Source organism: Treponema brennaborense DSM 12168, assembly GCF_000212415.1.
Taxonomy (GTDB): domain Bacteria; phylum Spirochaetota; class Spirochaetia; order Treponematales; family Treponemataceae; genus Treponema_F; species Treponema_F brennaborense.
Genome location: NC_015500.1, coordinates 1,310,376 through 1,331,437, shown reverse-complemented (window position 1 = coordinate 1,331,437; position 21,062 = coordinate 1,310,376). Strand labels below are relative to the sequence as shown.

The window sequence follows — 21,062 nt, the reverse complement described above, 5'->3', positions numbered from 1 at the left end:
TTCACTCCGTTCCGGCGGAATCCGGAACGCGCAGCACGAGTCCGTCGTACGCGGGAGCAACGGTCGAAGCCCGGCACGTCCGATTCTCTGAATCGGTGTGTCTAAGATCGTACGCCCGTACGTACGAGTCGATTTCTTCATGCTTCATATCGTGACAGATATGCGTCAGCCAAATATGCTTCGCTCCGGCACGCAGTGCGTAAGCGATCGATTCGTCGAATGACAGATGCGTATCGTGAGGGCGGCGGCGCAGGCCGTCTATAATCAAATGTTCTATGGGCGTACGCTGCGACTGCAGCAGTGCGATCGAGTAATCGGGGATAACGCTGCAATCGGTCAGATACGCAACGGACGACCGCCCGTCGGAAACGAGCCAACCGGTCGTTTCAAGAGAACCGTGCAGCAACGGAACGGGAATCAGCGTCAGAGATCCAGCCTTGATACCTTCTGCGTCCCGGCTACTGCTGCACACGACGGTATGCAATTTCGGCGTGCCGCCGCCTTCCGTCGGCGGATGGAAAATATAGGAAAAACGTTCGTGCACGTCGGTTATCGTCTGAGCGTTTCCGTATACGGGCAGTCCCGCGTCGGAACTGTCCGCAGCGGCGCCGGGACACGTATGGGAAAAAATACGCACGTCGTCCAAACCGTTCAGATGATCGGCGTGTCCGTGCGTTAAAAAAACCGCATCCAATTTCTTTATTCCGAACCGTAACGCCTGAATGCGGAATTCGGGTCCCGTATCTATTATAATGGAAGTATACGCTCCGCTGTCCGCAGATCCGTCCGTTATCCACAAACTGGAACGGAGCCTTTTGTCGCGTGCATCCGAAGAAGTACAGCACGGACACGAACAGCCGATAACGGGAATTCCGTGACTGGTGCCGGTGCCAAGTAATACGCATTGCATTCGTACAGCATAATTTTCCGAACGCAAAGCGTCAAGTACTGTACAAAGCGCTCCGGATATTTTATAGTACGATTTACGGATAAAACGCGAATCGGCGGTACGCCGACGGAACGGAAAGGAGCTGTCCATGAAAAAAGCTGTTATTATCGGAGCGGGAATCGCAGGAATCACCGCCGCGGCGGAACTGCGGAAACTCTATCCGGGAACGGATCTGAACATAACGATCGTATCCGCTGAAAACCCGCCGGATTATTCGAGAATCCGTCTGCCCGAATTCGTTGCCGGAACGCTTGCAGAAGAAGCGCTCGTACTGCACCGGCACGACTGGTTCCGCCGGCAGAACATCACCGTCTTACCGGAAACGCAAGCGTCCGATCTGCACTGCCAGCGAAAAACGCTCAGCGTTCGCAGCGCGCAGGGAACGAATGAAACGCTGTCCTACGACGTACTGATCATCGCCTCAGGGGCGCGCGCGTTCGCTCCGTGCAGACCGTCGCCGGAAAGCCCGGCTTTCGGGAGCGTTTTTACGCTGCGAACGATTGCCGACGCCCGTGCGCTCAAAAAACGGATTGAAACGCACCGGAACGCAGCCGTTGTCATCGGCGGCGGACTGCTCGGCATAGAAGCCGCCCGCGCGCTCAAAACGGCCGGAGTAAACGGCGTACATATCGTCGAAACTGCTCCGTATCTGCTGCCGCGCCAGCTTGACCGGACGGCTTCCGCGCTGCTGACCGAATATCTTACGGCGGAAGGCCTCACCGTGCACACCGGCGTTTCGCTCGATTTGGCGCTGCTCGAAACCCGCACGCCGCAGGAATTGCTCGCGCCGCTTTCAGCGGGAAACGATCCGGCGGAAACGGTCGTGCTTTCGATGGGCGTACGCAGCGAAACGGGGCTGGCTCAAACGGCAGGAATCGCGTGCGGCAAAGGTATCACGGTAAACGCTTCCATGCGGACGTCCGAACCGGCCGTATTTGCCGCGGGCGACTGTGCCGAATTTGAAGGGGTCGTCTGGGGAATCGTTCCGGCGGCGCTCGAACAGGCGAAAACGGCCGCACAAAACGCCGCGCATTATCTGTATCCGGAAAGCGTTCCTCAGCCTGAACCGTACCGCCAAACCGTTCCGCGCACGACGCTTTCAATCGGAAACAAGGAAACCGTTTCCGCCGGAAAAGCGGTGCTCACCGACCAGGAAGTTCAATCCGGAAACTGGAAAGAACACGTTTTAAGCGAAAGTCCGTACGTCAGAATTGTAGAAGACACGCAAACCGGAACTGTCGCAGGCGCACTGGCGTTCGGCGACTCCGGTACCGGCAGAATCTTTCTCATGCCGCTGCAGAAAGCGGTGGGAAACTCGGTACCGGCGGCGCTGGAACTGCTGGCGGCGCTTCAATTTCATCGCGGCTGAGACCGGCCGGCCGCACACGGTAAATCCGGCACGGCTGCACGTCTTACGGTTGCTCGCCTTATGGGGCTGTACGTCTTACGCGCCGTACTGTTCCTTGATCGCGGCGATTTCATCGCGCACGGCGGCAGCCTGCTCGAACTCGAGGCAGTCGGCAAATTCGGACATCTGCTTTTCAAGCGCTTTGATAAGTTTACGCCGCTGCGCCGGAACGAACAGGTTGACGCTTTTGCGCAATACGGCGGTTTCGGTTTCCACGGCGGCTTTTTTGTCTTCATTCTGGCGCACCAGAATGTCCGCCACCGCTTTGGAAACCGTCGCGGGCGTAATACCGTGCGCCGTATTATACGCTTCCTGCACTTCGCGGCGATGTACGGTTTCCTCAATCGCGGCTTTCATCGCGTCGCTTTCACGATCCGCGTACATGACGACCATCCCGTTCTGATTTCGCGCCGCACGCCCGATTATTTGGATCAGACTGGTCGCCGAACGCAGAAATCCGATTTTATCGGCATCGAGAATCGCGATAAAAGACACTTCAGGCAAATCGAGCCCTTCGCGCAGCAGATTTATGCCGATCAGCACGTCGAATTCGCCGGAACGCAGACCTTTAAGGATTTCAACGCGTTCGATCGTTTCGACCTCGGAATGGATATATCTGACTTTGAGTCCCAACCCGTCCAGATATTCGGTCAAATCCTCGGCCATCTTTTTGGTCAGCGTCAAAAGCAGACACCGTTCGCCGCGCGCGATGCGCTCTTTTATTTCACCGTAAATATCTTCCATCTGCCCTTCGCTGGGGCGTACTTCAACGATAGGATCCAGCAATCCGGTGGGACGGATCAGCTGTTCCACCACTTGCGTGCTGCGCTTTATTTCCTGTTCGCGCGGGGTCGCCGTTACGTAAATCGTCTGACTGATCATCGATTCAAACTCGGCGTACTTGAGCGGACGGTTGTCGAGCGCACTCGGCAGTCGGAAGCCGAAGTCTATCAGATTCTGCTTGCGCGAACGGTCGCCTTCGTACATCGCGCCGATCTGGGACACCGTTACGTGCGCTTCGTCTATCAGGCACAGCGTGTCGGACGGAAAATAGTGCAGCAGCGTAGCCGGCGGCTCACCGGAGCGGCGGCCTGAGATGGGGCCCGAATAATTTTCAATACCGGGGCAATACCCCATTTCGGAAAGCATTTCAAGATCGTACGAAGTGCGCGTTTTCAGCCGTTCGGCTTCCAGTATTTTGCCGGTCTGCTGCAAAAACTGCACGCGGTCTTCCATTTCGGACTTGATACGATCCGTCGCCGATTTGAGCATTTCCGGCGGCACGACGAAGTGCTTTGCCGGATAAATCGTAGTTTCGTCGAGTTCTTCTATTATTTCACCCGAAATCGTATTGAACCGACGGATGCGCACGATCTCTTCCCAGTCGAGCTCAATACGGTACGCTTCGTCGGTTTCCATATAAGCCGGATACACTTCCAGAACGTCGCCCCGGATGCGAAACCGGCCGCGATCGAGCACGGCGTCGTTGCGTTCGTACTGCAAAGTAACGAGCTGCCGTCCGAACGCGGCGGGATCGAGCGTTTGGCCTTTTTCTATATGGATGCGCATATCCTTGTACAATTCGGGCATTCCCAAACCGTAAATACAGGAAACCGTCGCTACGACGATAACGTCGCGCCGCTCCATCAGACTGTACGTCGCGGCCAGACGCATACGGTCGATTTCATCGTTAATTGACGCATCTTTTTCTATATATAAGTCGCGCGCCGGAACGTAGGCTTCAGGCTGATAATAATCGTAATACGACACGAAATATTCCACCGCGTTGTCGGGAAAAAACGATTTGAATTCGCGGTACAGCTGCGCGGACAGCGTCTTGTTGTGGCTGATAATGAGCGTGGGCCGCTGCACCTTTTCGATTATCTTGGCCATCGTAAACGTTTTGCCGGATCCGGTTACGCCTTTGAGCGTCTGATACGTGTCTCCGCGCAGAAAACCTTCGACAAGGCGCTCGATAGCCTGCGGCTGATCGCCCGAAGGTTCGTACGGAGCGACGACTTTAAATGGTCTCATCAAGCCCCCTATTCCGCGGCGAGCGTTACGTTGATATCCTGATATTTTTTGTTCCGGTACACCGTTACGCGCACTGTGTCGCCGGGCCGCTTGCTTTCAAGAATCGAATAATAATCGGCGAGCGATGTAACGCTGATACCGTCTATCGCGGTGATTACGTCGCCGCCCAGATAAATGATGCGCGAATTGCGGGTGCTGCCGTATCTGACCGCTTCGGTTCCCGCGGCGAGCCCCGCTTTTGCCGCGTTGCTGTTTTTTTCGAGTTCCGAAATCAGCAAACCGGAAGAAACGCCCAATTTGGCATACGACGCAATCGCGGAAGTCAGCTGCACGTACGAAGCGTGAATAACACCGCGGCGTACCGTACCGTACTGAATCAGATCCGACACCACGCGGCGCGCCGTGTTAACCGGAACGGCGAAGCCGACGCCGGCCGAACTTCCGGACGTGGAATAAATCATCGTATTGATACCGATCATGCGTCCCTGCGTATCCAGCAGCGGCCCGCCGGAGTTTCCGGGGTTGATAGCCGTGTCGGTCTGAATCATGTTGCGGATAATGGTATTGTTTGAACTTTGAATCGGGCGTCCGAGACCGGAAACGATGCCCGTCGTCATCGTACGATCGAAACCGAACGGATTGCCGATTGCAATCACTTTTTGGCCGACTTTCAGATTATCGGAATCGCCGAACGCAATCGTTTTCAGTTCGACTCCCGCCGGCGGATCGAATTTAAGCACCGCGATATCGCTCGCCGAATCTGTCCCGACGACGCGGCCTTCGTACTGCGTTCCGTCGGAAAGTGAAATGTAAATTTTATACGCGTCGGAAATGACGTGCACGTTGGTTACCACGTAGCCGCGTTTGTCTATGATGGAACCGGAACCGGAACCGCCTTCCTGCGGTACGGGTTCCAAGAACCAGTTTATCGCCATAACCTGCGTGTTGATGTTCACGACCGCTTCGTTGCATTTTTCATACACGCTGATATTCTGCAGTTCATCCTGCGTGTACGAAGCCTTCATATCGGCAGTGTAAACCGGATCGGCTTTAACCGCCGTCTGGAGCACGAACGAATCGGCGCTGCCGGGAACGGCTTTTTCTTCAAGCATGATCGTCTGCGGTTCGGCTCCCTCTTGTGCCGAAGAAGTTTCCCCAGAAGCGGAAAGCGCCGGTTCAGTTTGCGCGGACGCCGTCTGCGCTTCCTGTGCGGACGACTGCGGCGGATTTATCCTGAAAAACATGAAAAAGACGGCCAGCGCACACGCAAAAACGAGGGCGGCGCTTACGGCGGCCGTACGGATCATTTGATGTTTCGTATACAGTTTCATACTATAATGATACACAAAAACGGCCGAAAAGGCAACGCGGATATACGCCGATTACCGGCACTGTTCGATTCTTGGCACGGCTCGATTCTTGACGCTTGCGCATCGCCGCGCTACCATAGGGCATGAATTGCAGGGAAAAGTGCGGCGCCTGCTGTATCGCGCCGTCTATCAGCTCAATACGGATGCCGGACGGGTCGCCGAAACCGGCGGGGGTTCCGTGTCCGTATCTTGACGAGCGAATGAAATGCACGGTGTTCGGAACGGAAAAAAGACCGGCAGTTTGCGCGAGCCTGACGCCGTGCGCTGAAATGTGCGGCGCCACGAGAGAAGCGGCGCTCGCGTATCTTACGGAACTTGAAAAGCTTACCGCACCGTCATAGGGCGACCGCAAAAAAAACGTCCCGAACGCACGCGCATTCGGGACGGCAATATGCTGTGCCGGCTCAGACTCAGCAGCGCTCCAGCTTGATCGTCTTCGTCGTCAGGTCGCACACTTCGGCCGGACCGTAATACTGGATCGCACCGGGGAACAAGTAGCTTGTTTTTACTGCCCATTCGTCGCGATGCGCGGCGAACGTTTTGAACGGTTTGCCGTCCAGTTCAACCAACGCTTTGCGGATAACCGGCTTTTTCGAGCCGTGGCGCTGTTCCATGTTCATCATCATCGTAAGCGGAATACCGCCGGCTGTCCATTTTTCGGCGGGAGCCGTCAAGTTGCGGACGGACGAAAGGTAACCGGTAACGCCGCTTGCAATCAGCATAAACGCGGTGTAGCCGAGCGCGTAGCAGTAGTCCGCGTCGAAATTCGACGGGAACGCGCAGCGGCCTTCGTAGCCGAAAAAGTGCGTGTACGCGCTGAATTTACCGGTATACGAGCCGGCTTTTTTCATCTCGGCAAGGCGTTTTTCAACCATGGAAGCAAGCAGTTTTTCCGTTTCGATGCGGGAAACCTGCACGTTGCCGTGCGGATCGCGATCGGCCAAAAACTGTGCGGCGATAGCGTCGGGCAGAGAATCGAACGTTTCGTAGGAAGCGGCGCTCAAATTGGATTTGAGCCACGCTTTTTTCGCCGCAAAGTCGGAAAGGGCGTTAAACGCGGCTTCGTGCTTGGCCATCGTATCGTTCAACTCGGCAATCAGCGATTTCATTTCGGGGATGAATTCAACCAATCCTTCGGGAATCAGCACGATACCGAAATTTTCCTTATTGGCGGCGCGTTTCGCGATAACGGAGCAAATGTCGTCGGTGATGCGGCGCAGCGTCATTTTCTGCGCTTCGACTTCTTCTGAAACGAGGCAGACGTTCGGCTGCGTTTGGAGCGCGCATTCAAGCGCGATGTGGCTGGCGGAACGGCCCATCAGTTTGATGAAATGCCAGTATTTTTTGGCGCTGTTCGCGTCGCGGCCGATGTTACCGATCAGTTCCGAATAGGTTTTGCACGCGGTGTCGAAGCCGAAGCTGGTTTCGATCTGTTCGTTTTTGAGGTCGCCGTCGATCGTTTTGGGTACGCCGATGACGCGCGTTTTTTCACCCAATTCGGCAAAACGCTCTGCAAGCAGCGCGGCGTTCGTATTGGAATCGTCGCCGCCGATAATGACGATGGCGTCCAGATCGAGTTTTTTTGCCGTCGCAACGGAAGCGGCGTACTGTTCGGGAGTTTCGATTTTCGTACGGCCGGAACCGATCATGTCGAACCCGCCGGTATTGCGGTATTCGTCCATGAACGAATCGGTAATTTCAACGTATTCGCCGTCGATAAGACCGGACGGTCCGCCGGTAAAGCCGAAAACGACCGAATCCTTATTGCCTTTTTTGATGCCGTCGTACAGACCCGCGATAACGTTGTGTCCGCCGGGAGCCTGTCCGCCGGACAGAATCACGCCGACGCGGATTTTTTTGCCGGCAGCGGGATTCGCGCCTTTTTTAAACAGGGCTTCGGGTTTGCCGTACGTATGTTTGAATAACGAGGCGAGTTCCGCCTGATCGGCAAGGGCGGTCGTGGGTTTGCCGAATTCAAGGGCAACGTTTTCCGGCTCATTGTCGCGGAGAACAGCCGGCAATTTGGGCTGGTACGCGTAGCGTGCCGTCTGCAATGCTGATACGGATTTCATGATAACTCCTATAAAAACGTAATAAATAGTAAACTCGTAAAATACGATTGTATCTTACCTCATTTCGAGGTGTTTTACAAGCCGAATCAACCGTCCCGCTTCCAAAACGGTAAATCCTCCGTAGACAAAACGGGCGAAACATGCTATTTTTGATGCGCCGAGTTACCGGTAAAAACAGTTGAATACTACCGGTGCATTATCAGAGGGGATTTCAAAAGGCGCGCCTTCTGAACCCTTTCTGTCCGTTAAAAAATGAGGTCTGAATCATGCCCTATTCCGAACCGACGAATCTCGCCGTCGTTGCCTGTCCAGGTGGAGAAGCTTTTGCCGAGGAAGTTATCGTCCATTTGCGCCACATGTATAAACATCGTTTCAATCTGAAAAGCGATGTCGTTTCAAAACGTTACAAAATCACGAAAGACCAAGTTATCCGCGATTTGAATTTTCTGAACGATTTGAAAACTTCGGACCTCTGCGTACGCGGATCAACGGACAGCTTCCGCCCGCCCAAATTCAAAGTGGACGCACAGTTCACTTACTTTATGAACGGGGAATTCAAAACCGAAATCAACGAATGTATCCGGGGAAAAGACGTTTTCATCTTTCAGGACGTTGAAAACCATCAGCCGATTAAACTGAACGGCGGCAAAAACCTGCAGGTGCTGTCCGTCAACGATCACATCATGTCGATGCTCGTTACGATCGACGCGGTTCGGCAGGCGGGCGCGGAACAGATTACGCTGGTAGTGCCGGTGTATCCGTACAGCCGTCAGCACAAGAAAAAGGGCCGCGAAGGACTGACAGCCAGTCTGCTCGGCCACATTTATGAAAACATGGGCGTTGCCCGCATCATTACGCTCGACATCCATTCGCGCGAAATCGTAAACGCGTTCAGCCGGACGCATCTTGAAAACCTGCACGCAAGTTATCAAATCATCAGGGAACTGGCGAAACTGGTGGATCTGACCGGCGGTACCGAAGATTTGGTCGTCGTTTCACCCGATACCGGCGCGATCGACCGCAATAAATTTTACGCGACGGGATTGAAAAAGCCGCTCGCCATGATCTACAAGGAACGCGATTATTCGGTGGTTACGCAGAACGCGAAAGACACGAATATAAAATCCGTCAAGCTGCTCGGCGACGTGCACGGCAAAGCCGCTTTTTTGGCCGACGATATGCTCGGCACCGGCGGAACGCTGCTGAAAGCGATGGAATTTCTGAAAGAAGAAGGCGCGACGAAAGTTATCGCCGCTATCAGCCTGCCGTTCTTTACCGGAAACGCCATCGAGCAATTTAACGAAGCATATAAGAAGGGGCTGTTCTACCGCGTTATCGGAACGAACGCCGTCTATCATGAAGAATTGCTGCAATGCGAATGGTATATCAGCACGAACGTCAGCGGTCTGTTTGCAAACGTCATCACCCGGCTGCACAACAATCAGTCGCTCAGCGATTTGCTCGACAACCGCACGATTATAGAAAAACTGGTAAAACACGACTGATGAACGGCGCGGTCATATGCGCGGATATCGGAACGTCTTCACTGAAAACGGCACTCGTCGATACGAGCGGTGCCGTTTTGTTTTACGTCCGCATCAGATTTAACGGAACCGGCGGCGCGGAACGCTGGTACGAAGCATTTACGAGCGCCGCCGCACAGGCAAAGACGGCGGCTCGCGACGGCGGATGCCGCGTTCTCGGGATATGCGTTTCGGGCAACGGGCCGACGCTCGCCGCCTGCACCGGAGAAACGCTGCTGTGGAACGAAACGCCTGCGGAAACAGGCGCAACGCTCAGCGGCGATACGGCGAACCGTTCGCTGTTCATTCCGCGCCTGACGCTGTTCCACAGCACGTATCCCGCCGCCTGGGAGCGCTCTCCGTATATATTTTCCGGTCCCGAATACCTGATATGGCGGCTGACCGGTGAACCGCTCACGATTCTGCCGGAATCGCGGTATCGGGAAGCATATTGGACAGAGGAATCACTGGCAGCCGCCCGACTGGAGGCTGAAAAATTGCCGCCGTTCGTACCGCCGGCGCACCGCGCGGGGTTTCTGAGCGCCCAAGCGGCGCGGCAAACCGGACTGCCGTCCGACGTGCCGGTTTTCTGCGGCGCGCCGGATTTTATCGTAGCGCTTATCGGAACGGACACACTGCGCGCGGGAACCGTCTGCGACAGGGCCGGCAGCAGCGAAGGAATCAATTTGTGCATCGCGCCTCACCCCGCATCCGTGTGGACGCCGCGGCAACTGGCTCCGGTACGAATTCTGCCGGCGGTAATCCCGGATTTATATAACGCCAGCGTTCTGATTCCCGACAGCGGCATCCGTTTCAGCGCACTCAAAAAAGAGACGGCTCCCGACGCATCGTACGAAAACTTCGTGGCGGAACTTATCGCACGTCCGAAGCGCTACGCCGCGGCTTACGCATTTCTGACCGAAACTGCGGCGGAAGTCGCAAACGGGGTTTCGCTGCTTTTCAAACTGGCACGAGACGCCGGCTGTCCGGTTCCGTCCCGCATACGGACTACCGGCGGGCAGGCAAAAAACGGTGCCTGGCTGCAATTCAAAGCCGACGCACTGGGAATTCCGATTGAAGTTACCGCGTGCCCCGACGCGGAACTGATCGGCGACGCGGTGCTCGCCTGTACGGGACTGAACATCTTTGCCGACATTCAAGAAGGCGCGGCGGCGCTCGTACGACCGAATCGTATTTTTGAACCGCACGGAGCGGCGGCGCTATGACCGTATACGCACTTCCCGACCGCGTGCACACGATCATTTTCGACATAGATTCAACGCTGTATACGAACAGTGCGTACGCCTTTGAGCAAATCGACATTCAGCTCCGCCGCTACGCGGCTGTCGCCGATATCAGTGCGGACGAAGCACGCGCGCAGATCGCCGCGTACCGGGAAAAATGGGCGGCGGAACACGACGGTCAGAAAATAAGTCTCGGAAACGCGCTGACCGCCTTCGGCATTCCAATCGCCGAAAGCATCCGCTGGAGACGCGAACTGCTCGAACCGGCCCTCTTTTTGCAGCCGGACGAGGAACTGCGCCGCACGCTCGAACGTCTTGCCGAAACATACGTACTCATCTGCGTTACGAACAATCCGGTGCTGCCCGCACGAAAAACCCTTGAAGCGCTCGGCGTATCGGATCTGTTTCCTGAAATCATCGGACTCGACACCTGCGGCGTGTCGAAACCGGACAGACGCCCGTTTGAACTTGCGGCGCGTTTGAGCGGCGCGGCCGTTTCGCACTGCCTGTCCGTCGGAGACCGGTACGACATCGACATCGCCCTGCCGCTTTCCATGGGAATGGGGGCCGTTTTGGTTTCGGGCGTTGCCGACGTATATCGGCTTCCGTACGTTCTGAAAAACGGAACTCGGCCTGAATAACGTACCCGGCACGCATCGCCATTTGTGATGCTTCTTATTGACATTAATATAATCTATGGTAAAATAGCCGCATGATAACTCAGAACTACCCAACGATAAACGGCAGCATAACGGCCGGCGGGCAGTACCGATTTATATGTACAGCCCCCCCCCCCGCATTTTGTCCCTACTCATACCTCAGCCATACATCCTCCATAGTCCGACAAATTCCAGTTGAACTATACGACTGATAGATGAAATAATTCATCCGCAGAACTCACCGGTAAAATAACCACCATTCAGAAATATCTATTGCATTATACATATGTAACACTTGTAGCACTGTGAAGGAGATTTTATGAAGATGACTATTCGAACCCGATTGCAGGGGAGTTTTATCATCATTTTGCTGTTTACACTGATAATAGCTTTGGCAGGTATCTACGGTACGGAAACCATCGATAAAGAAATGGAAAAAATGTATCAGTTGCACACAAAATCATTGCCGTACATTACAAAAATGGTCCACCAGTACAATCAAATACGGACAAATATCAGGTCTGTTATTGCGTACCCGGAAGATATGGCAGAATTTACAACAGCATCGGATCGCGCGGAAACAGCTTTTCTTGAAGATTTGGAAGAGTTCCGAAAACTCGTTGTGGACCCCGACATAATGAAAGTGTGCAATGAACTTGAAAAAGCTTTTACCGCGTTCAACACCTATAGAACGGTGGACGTACATCCTGCGCTAAAAAAATACGCTGAAACCGGTAACCAGCAAGCGCTTATAGAGGCAAAAAAAATAGTAAAAGAACAAGGTGCAATATATCTGAAAACGATCGAAGCACTGTTCGACCATCTGATCGAAAGTAAAACGCAGATGGCAGCTCAAGCAGATGAAGCAAGCACTCATCTTTTCAAAGTATTATTGCTGACGATAATAATCGTTTTCATCATATCCGCAATAATTTCCATAATAATAGGGTTGTTCGTAACCAATTACATTACGAAATCAATCGGCGGTGAACCCGATTACGCAGTCGCCGTTTTGGGTGCCATTGGAAACGGCGAACTGACGACGCAAGTCAAACTGATGAAAAACGACACAACCAGCATGCTCTTCAGCATTCGGCAATTATGCGTACAACTGTTCAACACGATCAATACCATCAAAACCGCGTCTGACCAGATTGCGGACGGAGCAGCGCAAATCAGCAATTCCAGCCAGACGTTATCGTCCGGAACAAGCGAGCAAGCCTCGTCTACTGAAGAGATTTCATCCACAGTGGAAGAAATGGCTTCAAATATCCGGCAGAATGCCGACAATGCAATCCAAACGGCGGCGATAGCCGAACAAACGGCAGAAAACAGTGTCAAAGGGCTGAACGCCGTAGAACAGACCGTATCGGCGATGCGCGATATTGCATCCAAAATATCCATCATAGAAGACATTGCAAGTCAGACGAACCTGCTGGCACTGAATGCCGCGATTGAAGCAGCCCGCGCCGGAGAAGCCGGTAAAGGATTTGCGGTCGTTGCAAGCGAAGTACGGAAACTGGCTGAAAAAAGCCAAACAGCGGCGGCGGGTATAAAAGAACTTTCCGCAACGAGTATTTCCGTAGCGGAAGAAAGCGGTAAAGTGATCAGTGAAATCGTTCCGAATATACAAAAAACGGGAGAATTGGTACAGGAAATCGCCGCTGCAAGCAAGGAACAGGATTCCGGTACTCAGCAGATCAGTAAAGCAATTATACAGCTGGAACAGGTTGTGCAGCAAAACGCGTCGGCATCCGAAGAAATGGCCTCCATGGCGGAAGAACTGTCGTCAAAAGCAGTGCAGCTTCAAGAATCCGTAGCCTTTTTCAAGATAGAAACGACGGAACAAAACGCTGCCGAAAAGAAAATCATTCAGGCGAAACAGGTCGTAACCGCCGGTAACCCGTCCGCCACCGGTAACCCGTCCGCAGCCGGTAAGACCGCCGCTGCGGTAAAATCGCCGAAAAATGAACCCGCCGAGTTCAGAGGAGAACGGAATCCGTTCCTTGCCGCTACGGACGCGGATTTTGAAGAGTTCTAACATTTTCGCAATAAAAAAAGACGGCGCGGCGCTTCGTTTTGTCCGGTAAAAGGCAGCGCGAATCGCCGCTCGCCGCAATTTGCCGCTTGCCGCAATTTGCCGACCGCTCGCCGCAATTCGCCGGCGTACATTACAAACGACCGTACGCTACAGCTCGCCGACCGGCTCTGCTTCTTCCAATTCTTCCAAATCTTCGATTGTGTCGCCGAGTTCGCCGGCATTCGCGTCGCCGAGTTCGCCGGCAAGCGGGAGCACTTCGGCGGTACCGTTGCGCTGCATTTCCCGTGCCAGAAACGCAAGAAAATCTTTTTGCGGCAGCGACTTTGAAAAGTAATATCCCTGCAAATAATCACAGTCGAGCGACGCAAGCCACTGCATCTGCTCTTTCGTTTCAACACCTTCGGCAAGAACCTGCATTCCCAGTGATTTAATCATCGTAATCGTGTGTGCAAGCGCGGTACGCGAACGGAGTTTCTTATCAGCAGACCACACGATTCCCTTATCTATTTTGATCATATTGAACGGAAGCTCTATCAAATAGTTCATGTTTGAATAACCGGAACCGTAATCGTCAAGCGAGCACTCGGCGCCCGCCGAATTGAGCCGTTCCATATTTTCCTGAAGCATTTTGGGCAAATACGCCGCCGCCGTTTCGGTAATTTCAAAATCCAGAATCCGGCGGGGAACCCGATAAATATCGGTAATGGAAATAATCTGTTCCGCCAGCGTTTTCTGCATGCACTGAATCATCGATAAATTGATATCTATCTTTTCGATACCGTACCATCCCAGATTCAGATCCGAAAGCATACTGCACACCCGTTCCAATACGAATTCTCCGATGCGTAAAATCGTACCGTTTTTTTCCGCAATCGGAATGAAATCCTCCGGAGAGATGAAATTTCCGTTCTCATCTTTCATCCGAATGAGCGCTTCCGCACCTATAACGCGCCGTTTGCTGATCGAATAAATCGGCTGATACCAAACCGAAATCAAATCGTTTTGAATCGAGGTTTTTATGGTACGATCAAGCTGACGACTCAGCCGATTCCGGGTCGTATCAAGCGAATCGGCAAAAAGAACCCGTCCGGCACGATAGTACTGCTGCTCGCCTACGGCGGTAAGCAAATCGAGAATATCCGCAGCCGACTCCGCATCGGACGGACATCTGATAACGCAGATACGGGAGAACAGTGTTACAGTCGTATTCTGAAAATCCCACACGGATTCAAATTTTTCGCGGATGCAGTCCACCATACTTTGAACGACCGTCATATCCTGCGTTTTGACGACGATACAAAACTCATCCGTCGCAATCGTGTACACGTCGGAACAAGCCGTTTTTTTGAATCGCTCCGCTGTTTCCGTAAAAAAGACGGCGATTATTTTAAGCAGTTCGTCGATGGAGCGGATTCCGAACGTATTGTTCAAAAAATTAAGATCTTCCAACACAAACCCGATAACGTAAAACGGATCTTTCCGCACGAATTTTTCATCGATCAAAGAAGCGAATGCCGTCGTATTGAATAAACCGGTGAGACTGTCTATAAAATTATCGGGCTTATGAATATACATGTATAAAAAATACATCGAAACGGCGGCACAAAAATTACTGATGAGCAGAAACGGAAAAAACAGCCGAACGACGGCTCCCGCCGCGACCACGACGATAAAAAAGAACGCCGTGCCGAAATAATGAACCGGCAGCCTCCGGTATTTTTTCACAAGGAAAACGGCGCCCGCAGTCAAATACAAAAGCGACACGAATAAAAGATACACTGTAACGGCCGCCGAATAATCGATACGCTGTTTGCCCGGGGATACGGCGTTCCAAACACCCCAGAACATCCCGGCTGCATACGGAAGCAAACTCAGCAGAATCAGCAGCGCGATCCGTCGTTTGGATTTCAGACCGAGCGGCTCGGAATCAGAAAGCACAAAACAGTATGCAGCCGCAGCGAACGGCAGAAAATTGCTTATGCAGAAATACAGTATACCGGTCAGCGTAATGATCAGGGAAGAGACGGGAAGAAATTGAAATTCGACGTTCAATACGCATTCGCACACCGCGGAAACGCCGGTAATCACAATCAGACAAGTAAAAATTTTACTGCCGTACGACGGAATATTCCTTTTTGAAAAATACAGGACTCCCAATATGGAGAGTAATATCACCGCAGCAATATCGTAATGTATGGTATAATTCAACAACATCTTTTTTGCGCACCCTGAAATTTTTGCTACCGTACGATAACCATATTTCTTTAAATGATACTATTTTTACCGATATGTTTCAAGCGGAACAGCCGGTAAGGCAGGTAATACAGACGGATAAAAGGCCGCCGCAAGACATGGATTTTCTGGTTGTAAAGATCATTCAAAACGACAACGCAGAATCGTTCATACGCTGCCGCAATAAAAAAACAATTATACGGCCCATACACGAATCGAACGTGCGACCTGCTGCTTAGGAGGCAGCTGCTCTATCCTACTGAGCTAATGGACCAGTCGATGGAAAGCCGGACCGTGCCCGACCTTCGGCTTTGATACTTTCAAACCGAGGAAAACGGCAGACGCTGCCCGCCGTCAGCCTCCGTGCTCAGATACCTTTTACGATCAGCAAACCGCCCAGAATGACCAAATCGGGAGCAAACTGGCGCAGCCATTTCATAAACGCATTGCCCGATTTGAACGCGTTGCCGATAGCGGAAATATCGTACATTACGATATATATGCACCAGAACACGATGATCACCAAAATCGCAAGATTGAGAAACGTACCGAAACCGTTTATGTTGAATAAATTCAACAGCAGTAAAATACCCGCGACCAATTCACAGATCGCCATAATCATCGGAAGAACCGTATTCTGGCCGACGAGACTTTTAAACGCATTCAGCGTTTCGTTTCCGCCGGTCTGAATGCCCATAATTCCCATAACGATCAAATACAATGCCAAGCCGATCTGCAAAACGATCCCGCCGACCGACAATTTTCTTGATACAGCCATTCTGTACCTCCCCAAACATGATTTTCTTTACTATACACCATTAAGCTTAAAAACGCAATTATACCGAACCGCTCACTTGCGGGTTCGAATCAGCATCAGAATAAACGCAACGATAAAAAACAGCGGCGGAATCGCGGCAAAAAACATCGTTGCAACCGGAATTTCGCGCACGACCAAACCGCCGGGAACGATAATCCCCAGCCGGCACATTAAATCGTATACGATTCCCGCATACGAAGTAACCGTACCGGCTACCAGCGACATCCAGGCCGTATCGCGCGTTTTGGACCACAGCATGATCGCAAAAAACGCGGCGACTCCGCCGAGAACCAATTTAATGACATACAGAATCAACTCAGGTTGCTGCATACGGATTCCGCCTCAATTCGGAAAAATCACCCGGCGTCGCTCCGTACGGTACGATCGACGGCGTACGGTAATTCGGAGAAATCACGACGCCGCAGTCGGCGCAATGACAATAAAACTCCCGATACTTTTCCGGAGGAACGCGGGGAATCAAATACGGACCGCGCCGTTTCCAATAACGGAGCAATACGCCGTCGAACCGGTTCCAGTCTTTTTCACTGCGGTTCGGAATTTCCGCGATCAAATCGTATATTGCACGCGCGACGGCGTCCAAAAAAGGCGGCGTAACGGGATCGGACGGCGGAATGAAACGGCTGCCGTCGTCTACGAACGCGACCAGATAGCAGCAGCCCGCCCAGGGAAACGGCGGGACGATGGCAACCGCATTCTGCAGTTTCCGGTTCAATTCAAGGAAACCGTCCTGAATCGGAAAATCCGAAGAAAACCAGGCGTCGTCGAGCCACGGCCGCCAACGGGGAACGCCGTTCGTAAACATCCAGTCGTCAAGCGTAAAATTCTGAATGTCCTCAGGCAGCGCGTCCGCAACCGAGTTCAGAATCGGATGTTCGCCGAGCGGCATATCGATCCAAAAATCGAAATATTTTGAAACGGCGCGGCAGGCCGATTCCATACCGGAATACCACCGAACGTGATCGTATTCGGGAAGCAGCGTTTTTACCGCACGCTGCAAACGATACGCGGCGTCGGTGGCAAACGAACCCGTTAATCCGCGGTTCATCGTATTCTTAAACACGGTCGCCGCTTTGGAACCGTTTCCCCAGCCGAGTATCGCACGCCCGGCTTCCTGATACAAATCGACCAGCCGCCGGCCCTTACGGGTATACAGATAACAGCCGCGCGCACGCTGGACGGTTCCGTACCGGTTGGAGAGTTCATCGCAATACCAAGACTGATTCATCGTTATCTGCATATGAGCCGCGCCGCTTACAGCGCCGAAAGCTTGGCTTTTACCAAATCGGTCGCCGCAGCGGGATTCGCCTTTCCGCCCGATTTTTTCATAACCTGCCCCATGAGCCAGCCGACGACGTTCGTCTTGCCTTTTTTAAAATCCTCTACGGCTTTCGGATTTTCGGCGATAACGGCGTCTACGAACGCTTCTATCGCACCGGCGTCCGACACCTGCACCATGCCGCGCTCGCGAATGATATCGGCAGGCAGTTTGCCGCTTTCAAGCATTTCGGCAAAAACGTCCTTACCCTGCTTTCCGGTAATGGTTCCGCCGTGTACCGCGTTGACCAAACCCGCTATGTGAGCGGGCGTAATGGGAAGCTGTTCTATGGACAGCTCGCGCTCTTTCAGCACGGCCAACAGCTCCGCCAGAATCCAGTTCGCAGCCTTTTTGGGATCATCGGATTGTTTTGCGGCGTCTTCAAACCACAGCGCGAGCGTTCGGCTCGACGTAAGCGTTTCAACGTCGAAATCGCTCAGTCCGTATTCCTTTTTAAAGCGGATGCGTTTCGCCTCGGGCAGTTCGCCCACTTGAGCGCGCGCCGCTTCTATGCACGCTTCGGAAACGGTAAACGGCTTGATATCGGGTTCTACGACGAACCGGTAATCGACGAACGAGTTTTTCGTACGCTGAATCACCGTCTCACCTTTCACCTCATCCCATCCCATCGTATTTTTGAAACCGGGATTGAATTCCTGCCGGTCGGTTTCAAACTCGCGCAGCTGCCGTCCGATTTCGTACGTACACGCGTCGCGGATAGACCGAAACGAGTTCAAGTTCTTGATTTCGGAAATCGGCGTGTGATACTTCATACCGTTTTCCCAAACGGTCAAGTTAATGTTGGCGTCGCAGCGCATGTTGCCTTCTTCAAGATTTCCGTGCGTTACGTTCACGTAGCGCAGGATTTCCTGCACGGTCTGCATGAAAAGCGCGGCTTCTTCGGGGGACGCGATGTCGGGTTTCGTAACGATTTCAATGAGCGGCGTTCCGCAGCGGTTATAATCGATATAGCTGTGGGCGCCTTCAAGGTGCAGGCTTTTGCCGACGTCTTCTTCAAGATGGATGCGCTCTATACGGACGCGGCGGTACTCGCCGCCCACGTTGCAGTTTTCACCGATAAAATTCACCGTCCGGCACAGCGCGCCGCCGGGCTGCTGTTCCTGCGGCAGATGCTTGAACGGCAGATCCACGAATCCGTCGGTGCACAGCGGCAGGTCGTACTGCGTGATCTGATACCCCTTCGCCAAATCGGGATAAAAATAATGCTTGCGGTCGAATTTCGTAAAACGGGCGACGGTGCAGTTCAACGCGAGTCCCGCGACGGCACCGAGCTCCACGTATCCCTTGCTGACGCGCGGCATGGCGCCCGGCAAGCCCAAACAGACCGGGCACACGCGGGTATCCGGCATTCCGCCGTACCGGTTTTCACAGGCACAGAACGCCTTCGTTTTGGTCAAAAGCTGACAGTGTATTTCACAGCCTATAACGACTTCATATTTATCCACGCTCATTTTGCACCTCCGCACACCGTTCCGTCGTTTTTGACGGGAATACCGCAGCCGGGATGCTCCTGCTCCCATGCCTGCGCGATACGGAGTATCTTCGCCTCGGAAAACATCGCACCCGCAAACTGTACGCCCACCGGCATTCCGACGGACGTAACGCCCGCCGGAACGGACAGCGACGGAATGCGCGCAAGATTTACGAACGTCGTAAACAAGTCGCTCAAATACATTTCCAGCGGATCGTCCACTTTCTGGCCGAGTTTAAACGCCGCCGTCGGGCAGGTCGGGCACAAAATCAAATCATACGAATTGAACAGTTCGGCGATTTCACGCTGAATGCGGGCGCGCACCGTCATGCCTTTTTTATAGCAGTCGCCCGAAAACTGTTCGGACAGCACGTAATTTCCGATAATGATACGCCGTTTGACTTCCGGACCGAAGCCTTCGCTGCGCGTCCGCACGTACAGTTCGTCGAACCCTTTGCCCGGGTCGGAGCGGCGGCCGTAGCGGATACCGTCGAAGCGGCTCAAATTGCTCGCCGCTTCGCTGAGCGCGATCACGTAATAACTGGCGATAGCCGCGTCGAGCACGGGAATGTCTACGACCGTTACCGCAGCCCCTTTGGATTCAAACCAGGCGCGGGTTGCGTCGAACACCGCGCCGACGTCGGGATCAAGCCCCTTCGATTCGAGGAATTGGCGCGGAACGGCGATTTTGAGTTTTGAAAGTTCCCCGGCGCTCAACGCCTGCAAATCGCGCAGCGTTTCGGCTTCCGGCAGCTCCGCGCTCGTGTCGTCGTAAAAATCGGCGCCGCTCATAACCGAAAGCGGCAGCGCGATATCCCGAGGCGTGTGACCGAGCAAACCTACCTGATCCAGCGAGCTGCCGTACGCAACGACGCCCCAGCGACTCAGAACGCCGTACGTGGTTTTCAGCCCGTACACGCCGCAGTAACTGGCCGGAAGGCGCACCGATCCGCCCGTTTCGGTTCCGAGACCGAACAAAGCCTGATTGGCGGCGACCGCGGCGGTCGAACCGCCGGAACTGCCGCCGGAAACGTATTCGCGGTTGATAGGATTGCGCGTCGGCCCGTAAATCGAATATTCGGTGGAAGAACCCATCGCGAACTCGTCCATGTTGCACCGGCCGAGCGGGACGGCCCCCGCGTCGAGCAGGCGCTGCACGACCGTCGCGTTGTACGGAGCGACGTACCCTTCAAGAATCCGGCTTGCGCAGGTGAGACGCTTGCCTTTTACGGAAATGTTATCTTTTACCGCGAACGGAACGCCCAAAAGCGGCTTCGCGGCAAGCAGTGCGGCGAGCGCTTCTGTACCTTGAGCGGCGGCGGCAGCCCGTTCGGCGTCGCAGGCTTTCGCCAGATCGAGCGCCGAATCGTACAGTTCGAGAAACGCGTTCAGCGGAATCGCGGAATTTTTATCGGCTTCAAAAACGGAAATTGAACTGCGAACCAGCGCTTCGCTCGTCGTCTCACCGTTTTCAAGGGATTTTCTGATACCGGAAATCGTCCGTTTATTCAATACGTCGGTCACGATCACGCTCCTTCGCCCAAAACTTTGGGCACACGGAAATATCCGTCCAGAAATTCGTCCGAAATCTTTTTAACGTCGGGAATTTCAAGTCCCTTCACCACCGAATCGTCGCGGAGCTTTTCCGAATCGGTTGCAGGATACGCGTCGTACGGATTTTCACTGTCGTCGTACGCCGACAATACGTCGAAATATTCGACAATCTGATCAACCTGTTCTTTCAGAACGGCAAGATTGGTACTTTCGGGAGAAAGACGCGATAAATACAAAAGCGCGTCGAGGGTCGTTTCGTCAATTTTACGTTTTTCCGTGTTCATATCTGTTCCTTAACTGAAAATGATAGTGTATTTTACGGATTTATTCA

The 21,062-nt window shown here is 53.4% G+C and carries 17 protein-coding genes and 1 tRNA gene; 6 read left to right on the top strand and 12 right to left on the bottom strand.

Annotation, left to right across the window (positions count from 1 at the left end):
• Position 1: 1 nt before the first annotated feature.
• Positions 2-910 (bottom strand): MBL fold metallo-hydrolase, encoded by a 909-nt coding sequence (locus tag TREBR_RS05725; RefSeq protein ID WP_013758257.1) that lies wholly within the window; start codon positions 908-910, stop codon positions 2-4.
• Between the two features lie 127 nt (positions 911-1,037).
• On the opposite strand from TREBR_RS05725, the gene TREBR_RS05720 reads away from it, so the two are divergent.
• On the top strand, positions 1,038-2,318 hold the full coding sequence (locus TREBR_RS05720; protein ID WP_013758256.1) for an NAD(P)/FAD-dependent oxidoreductase: 1,281 nt from the start codon (positions 1,038-1,040) through the stop codon (positions 2,316-2,318).
• A 75-nt stretch (positions 2,319-2,393) separates the two neighbouring features.
• On the opposite strand, the gene uvrB is transcribed toward TREBR_RS05720, so the two are convergent.
• Positions 2,394-4,391 carry an excinuclease ABC subunit UvrB gene (uvrB, locus tag TREBR_RS05715; RefSeq protein ID WP_013758255.1) on the bottom strand — a complete coding sequence of 666 codons (1,998 nt, stop codon included), beginning with the start codon at positions 4,389-4,391 and terminating at the stop codon, positions 2,394-2,396.
• Positions 4,392-4,399: 8 nt separating this feature from the next.
• A complete protein-coding gene (locus TREBR_RS05710; protein ID WP_013758254.1) occupies positions 4,400-5,722 on the bottom strand; it encodes a S1C family serine protease in 1,323 nt (440 codons plus the stop codon).
• A gap of 122 nt (positions 5,723-5,844) precedes the next feature.
• Here TREBR_RS05710 and TREBR_RS05705 point away from each other — a divergent pair, with 122 nt between their 5' ends.
• Positions 5,845-6,102 (top strand): hypothetical protein, encoded by a 258-nt coding sequence (locus tag TREBR_RS05705; protein ID WP_013758253.1) that lies wholly within the window; start codon positions 5,845-5,847, stop codon positions 6,100-6,102.
• Positions 6,103-6,171: 69 nt separating this feature from the next.
• On the opposite strand, the gene TREBR_RS05700 is transcribed toward TREBR_RS05705, so the two are convergent.
• Entirely contained in the window at positions 6,172-7,833 is a 1,662-nt protein-coding gene (locus TREBR_RS05700; protein ID WP_013758252.1) for a diphosphate--fructose-6-phosphate 1-phosphotransferase, read from the bottom strand.
• Positions 7,834-8,099: 266 nt separating this feature from the next.
• Here TREBR_RS05700 and prs point away from each other — a divergent pair, with 266 nt between their 5' ends.
• The 4 genes from prs to TREBR_RS13570 all read left to right on the top strand — a co-directional run bounded on the left by prs (position 8,100) and on the right by TREBR_RS13570 (position 13,300).
• A complete protein-coding gene (gene prs, locus TREBR_RS05695) occupies positions 8,100-9,338 on the top strand; it encodes a ribose-phosphate diphosphokinase (protein ID WP_013758251.1) in 1,239 nt (412 codons plus the stop codon).
• The gene (locus TREBR_RS05690; RefSeq protein WP_013758250.1) at positions 9,338-10,582 is read left to right on the top strand and encodes a xylulokinase; all 1,245 of its coding nucleotides are present in this window, start codon (positions 9,338-9,340) and stop codon (positions 10,580-10,582) included. The genes prs and TREBR_RS05690 overlap by 1 nt, the downstream gene beginning before the upstream one ends.
• Entirely contained in the window at positions 10,579-11,241 is a 663-nt protein-coding gene (locus tag TREBR_RS05685) for an HAD family hydrolase (protein WP_013758249.1), read from the top strand. Before TREBR_RS05690 ends, TREBR_RS05685 begins: the two co-directional genes overlap by 4 nt.
• 337 nt (positions 11,242-11,578) lie before the next feature.
• Complete coding sequence (locus TREBR_RS13570) at positions 11,579-13,300, top strand: HAMP domain-containing methyl-accepting chemotaxis protein (protein WP_013758248.1); 1,722 nt, start codon at positions 11,579-11,581, stop codon at positions 13,298-13,300.
• Positions 13,301-13,447: 147 nt separating this feature from the next.
• Here the strand turns inward: TREBR_RS13570 and TREBR_RS13565 are convergent, their stop codons facing one another.
• The 8 genes from TREBR_RS13565 to gatC form a co-directional block, all read right to left on the bottom strand.
• A complete protein-coding gene (locus TREBR_RS13565) occupies positions 13,448-15,514 on the bottom strand; it encodes a GGDEF domain-containing phosphodiesterase (RefSeq protein ID WP_013758247.1) in 2,067 nt (688 codons plus the stop codon).
• Positions 15,515-15,732: 218 nt separating this feature from the next.
• Positions 15,733-15,806: transfer RNA gene (locus tag TREBR_RS05670), tRNA-Arg, on the bottom strand.
• A gap of 93 nt (positions 15,807-15,899) precedes the next feature.
• Entirely contained in the window at positions 15,900-16,310 is a 411-nt protein-coding gene (locus TREBR_RS05665) for a hypothetical protein (protein ID WP_013758246.1), read from the bottom strand.
• A 72-nt stretch (positions 16,311-16,382) separates the two neighbouring features.
• Positions 16,383-16,679, bottom strand: a complete 297-nt coding sequence (locus TREBR_RS05660) for a hypothetical protein (RefSeq protein ID WP_013758245.1) — start codon at positions 16,677-16,679, stop codon at positions 16,383-16,385.
• Positions 16,666-17,607, bottom strand: coding sequence for a PLP-dependent aminotransferase family protein (locus TREBR_RS05655; protein WP_013758244.1), 942 nt, complete (start codon positions 17,605-17,607; stop codon positions 16,666-16,668). Before TREBR_RS05655 ends, TREBR_RS05660 begins: the two co-directional genes overlap by 14 nt.
• Before the next feature lie 14 nt (positions 17,608-17,621).
• Positions 17,622-19,157, bottom strand: coding sequence for an Asp-tRNA(Asn)/Glu-tRNA(Gln) amidotransferase subunit GatB (gene gatB / locus TREBR_RS05650; protein ID WP_013758243.1), 1,536 nt, complete (start codon positions 19,155-19,157; stop codon positions 17,622-17,624).
• Positions 19,154-20,701 (bottom strand): Asp-tRNA(Asn)/Glu-tRNA(Gln) amidotransferase subunit GatA, encoded by a 1,548-nt coding sequence (gene gatA, locus TREBR_RS05645; RefSeq protein WP_013758242.1) that lies wholly within the window; start codon positions 20,699-20,701, stop codon positions 19,154-19,156. Before gatA ends, gatB begins: the two co-directional genes overlap by 4 nt.
• A 2-nt stretch (positions 20,702-20,703) precedes the next feature.
• Positions 20,704-21,015, bottom strand: a complete 312-nt coding sequence (gene gatC / locus TREBR_RS05640) for an Asp-tRNA(Asn)/Glu-tRNA(Gln) amidotransferase subunit GatC (protein ID WP_013758241.1) — start codon at positions 21,013-21,015, stop codon at positions 20,704-20,706.
• Positions 21,016-21,062 lie beyond the last annotated feature (47 nt).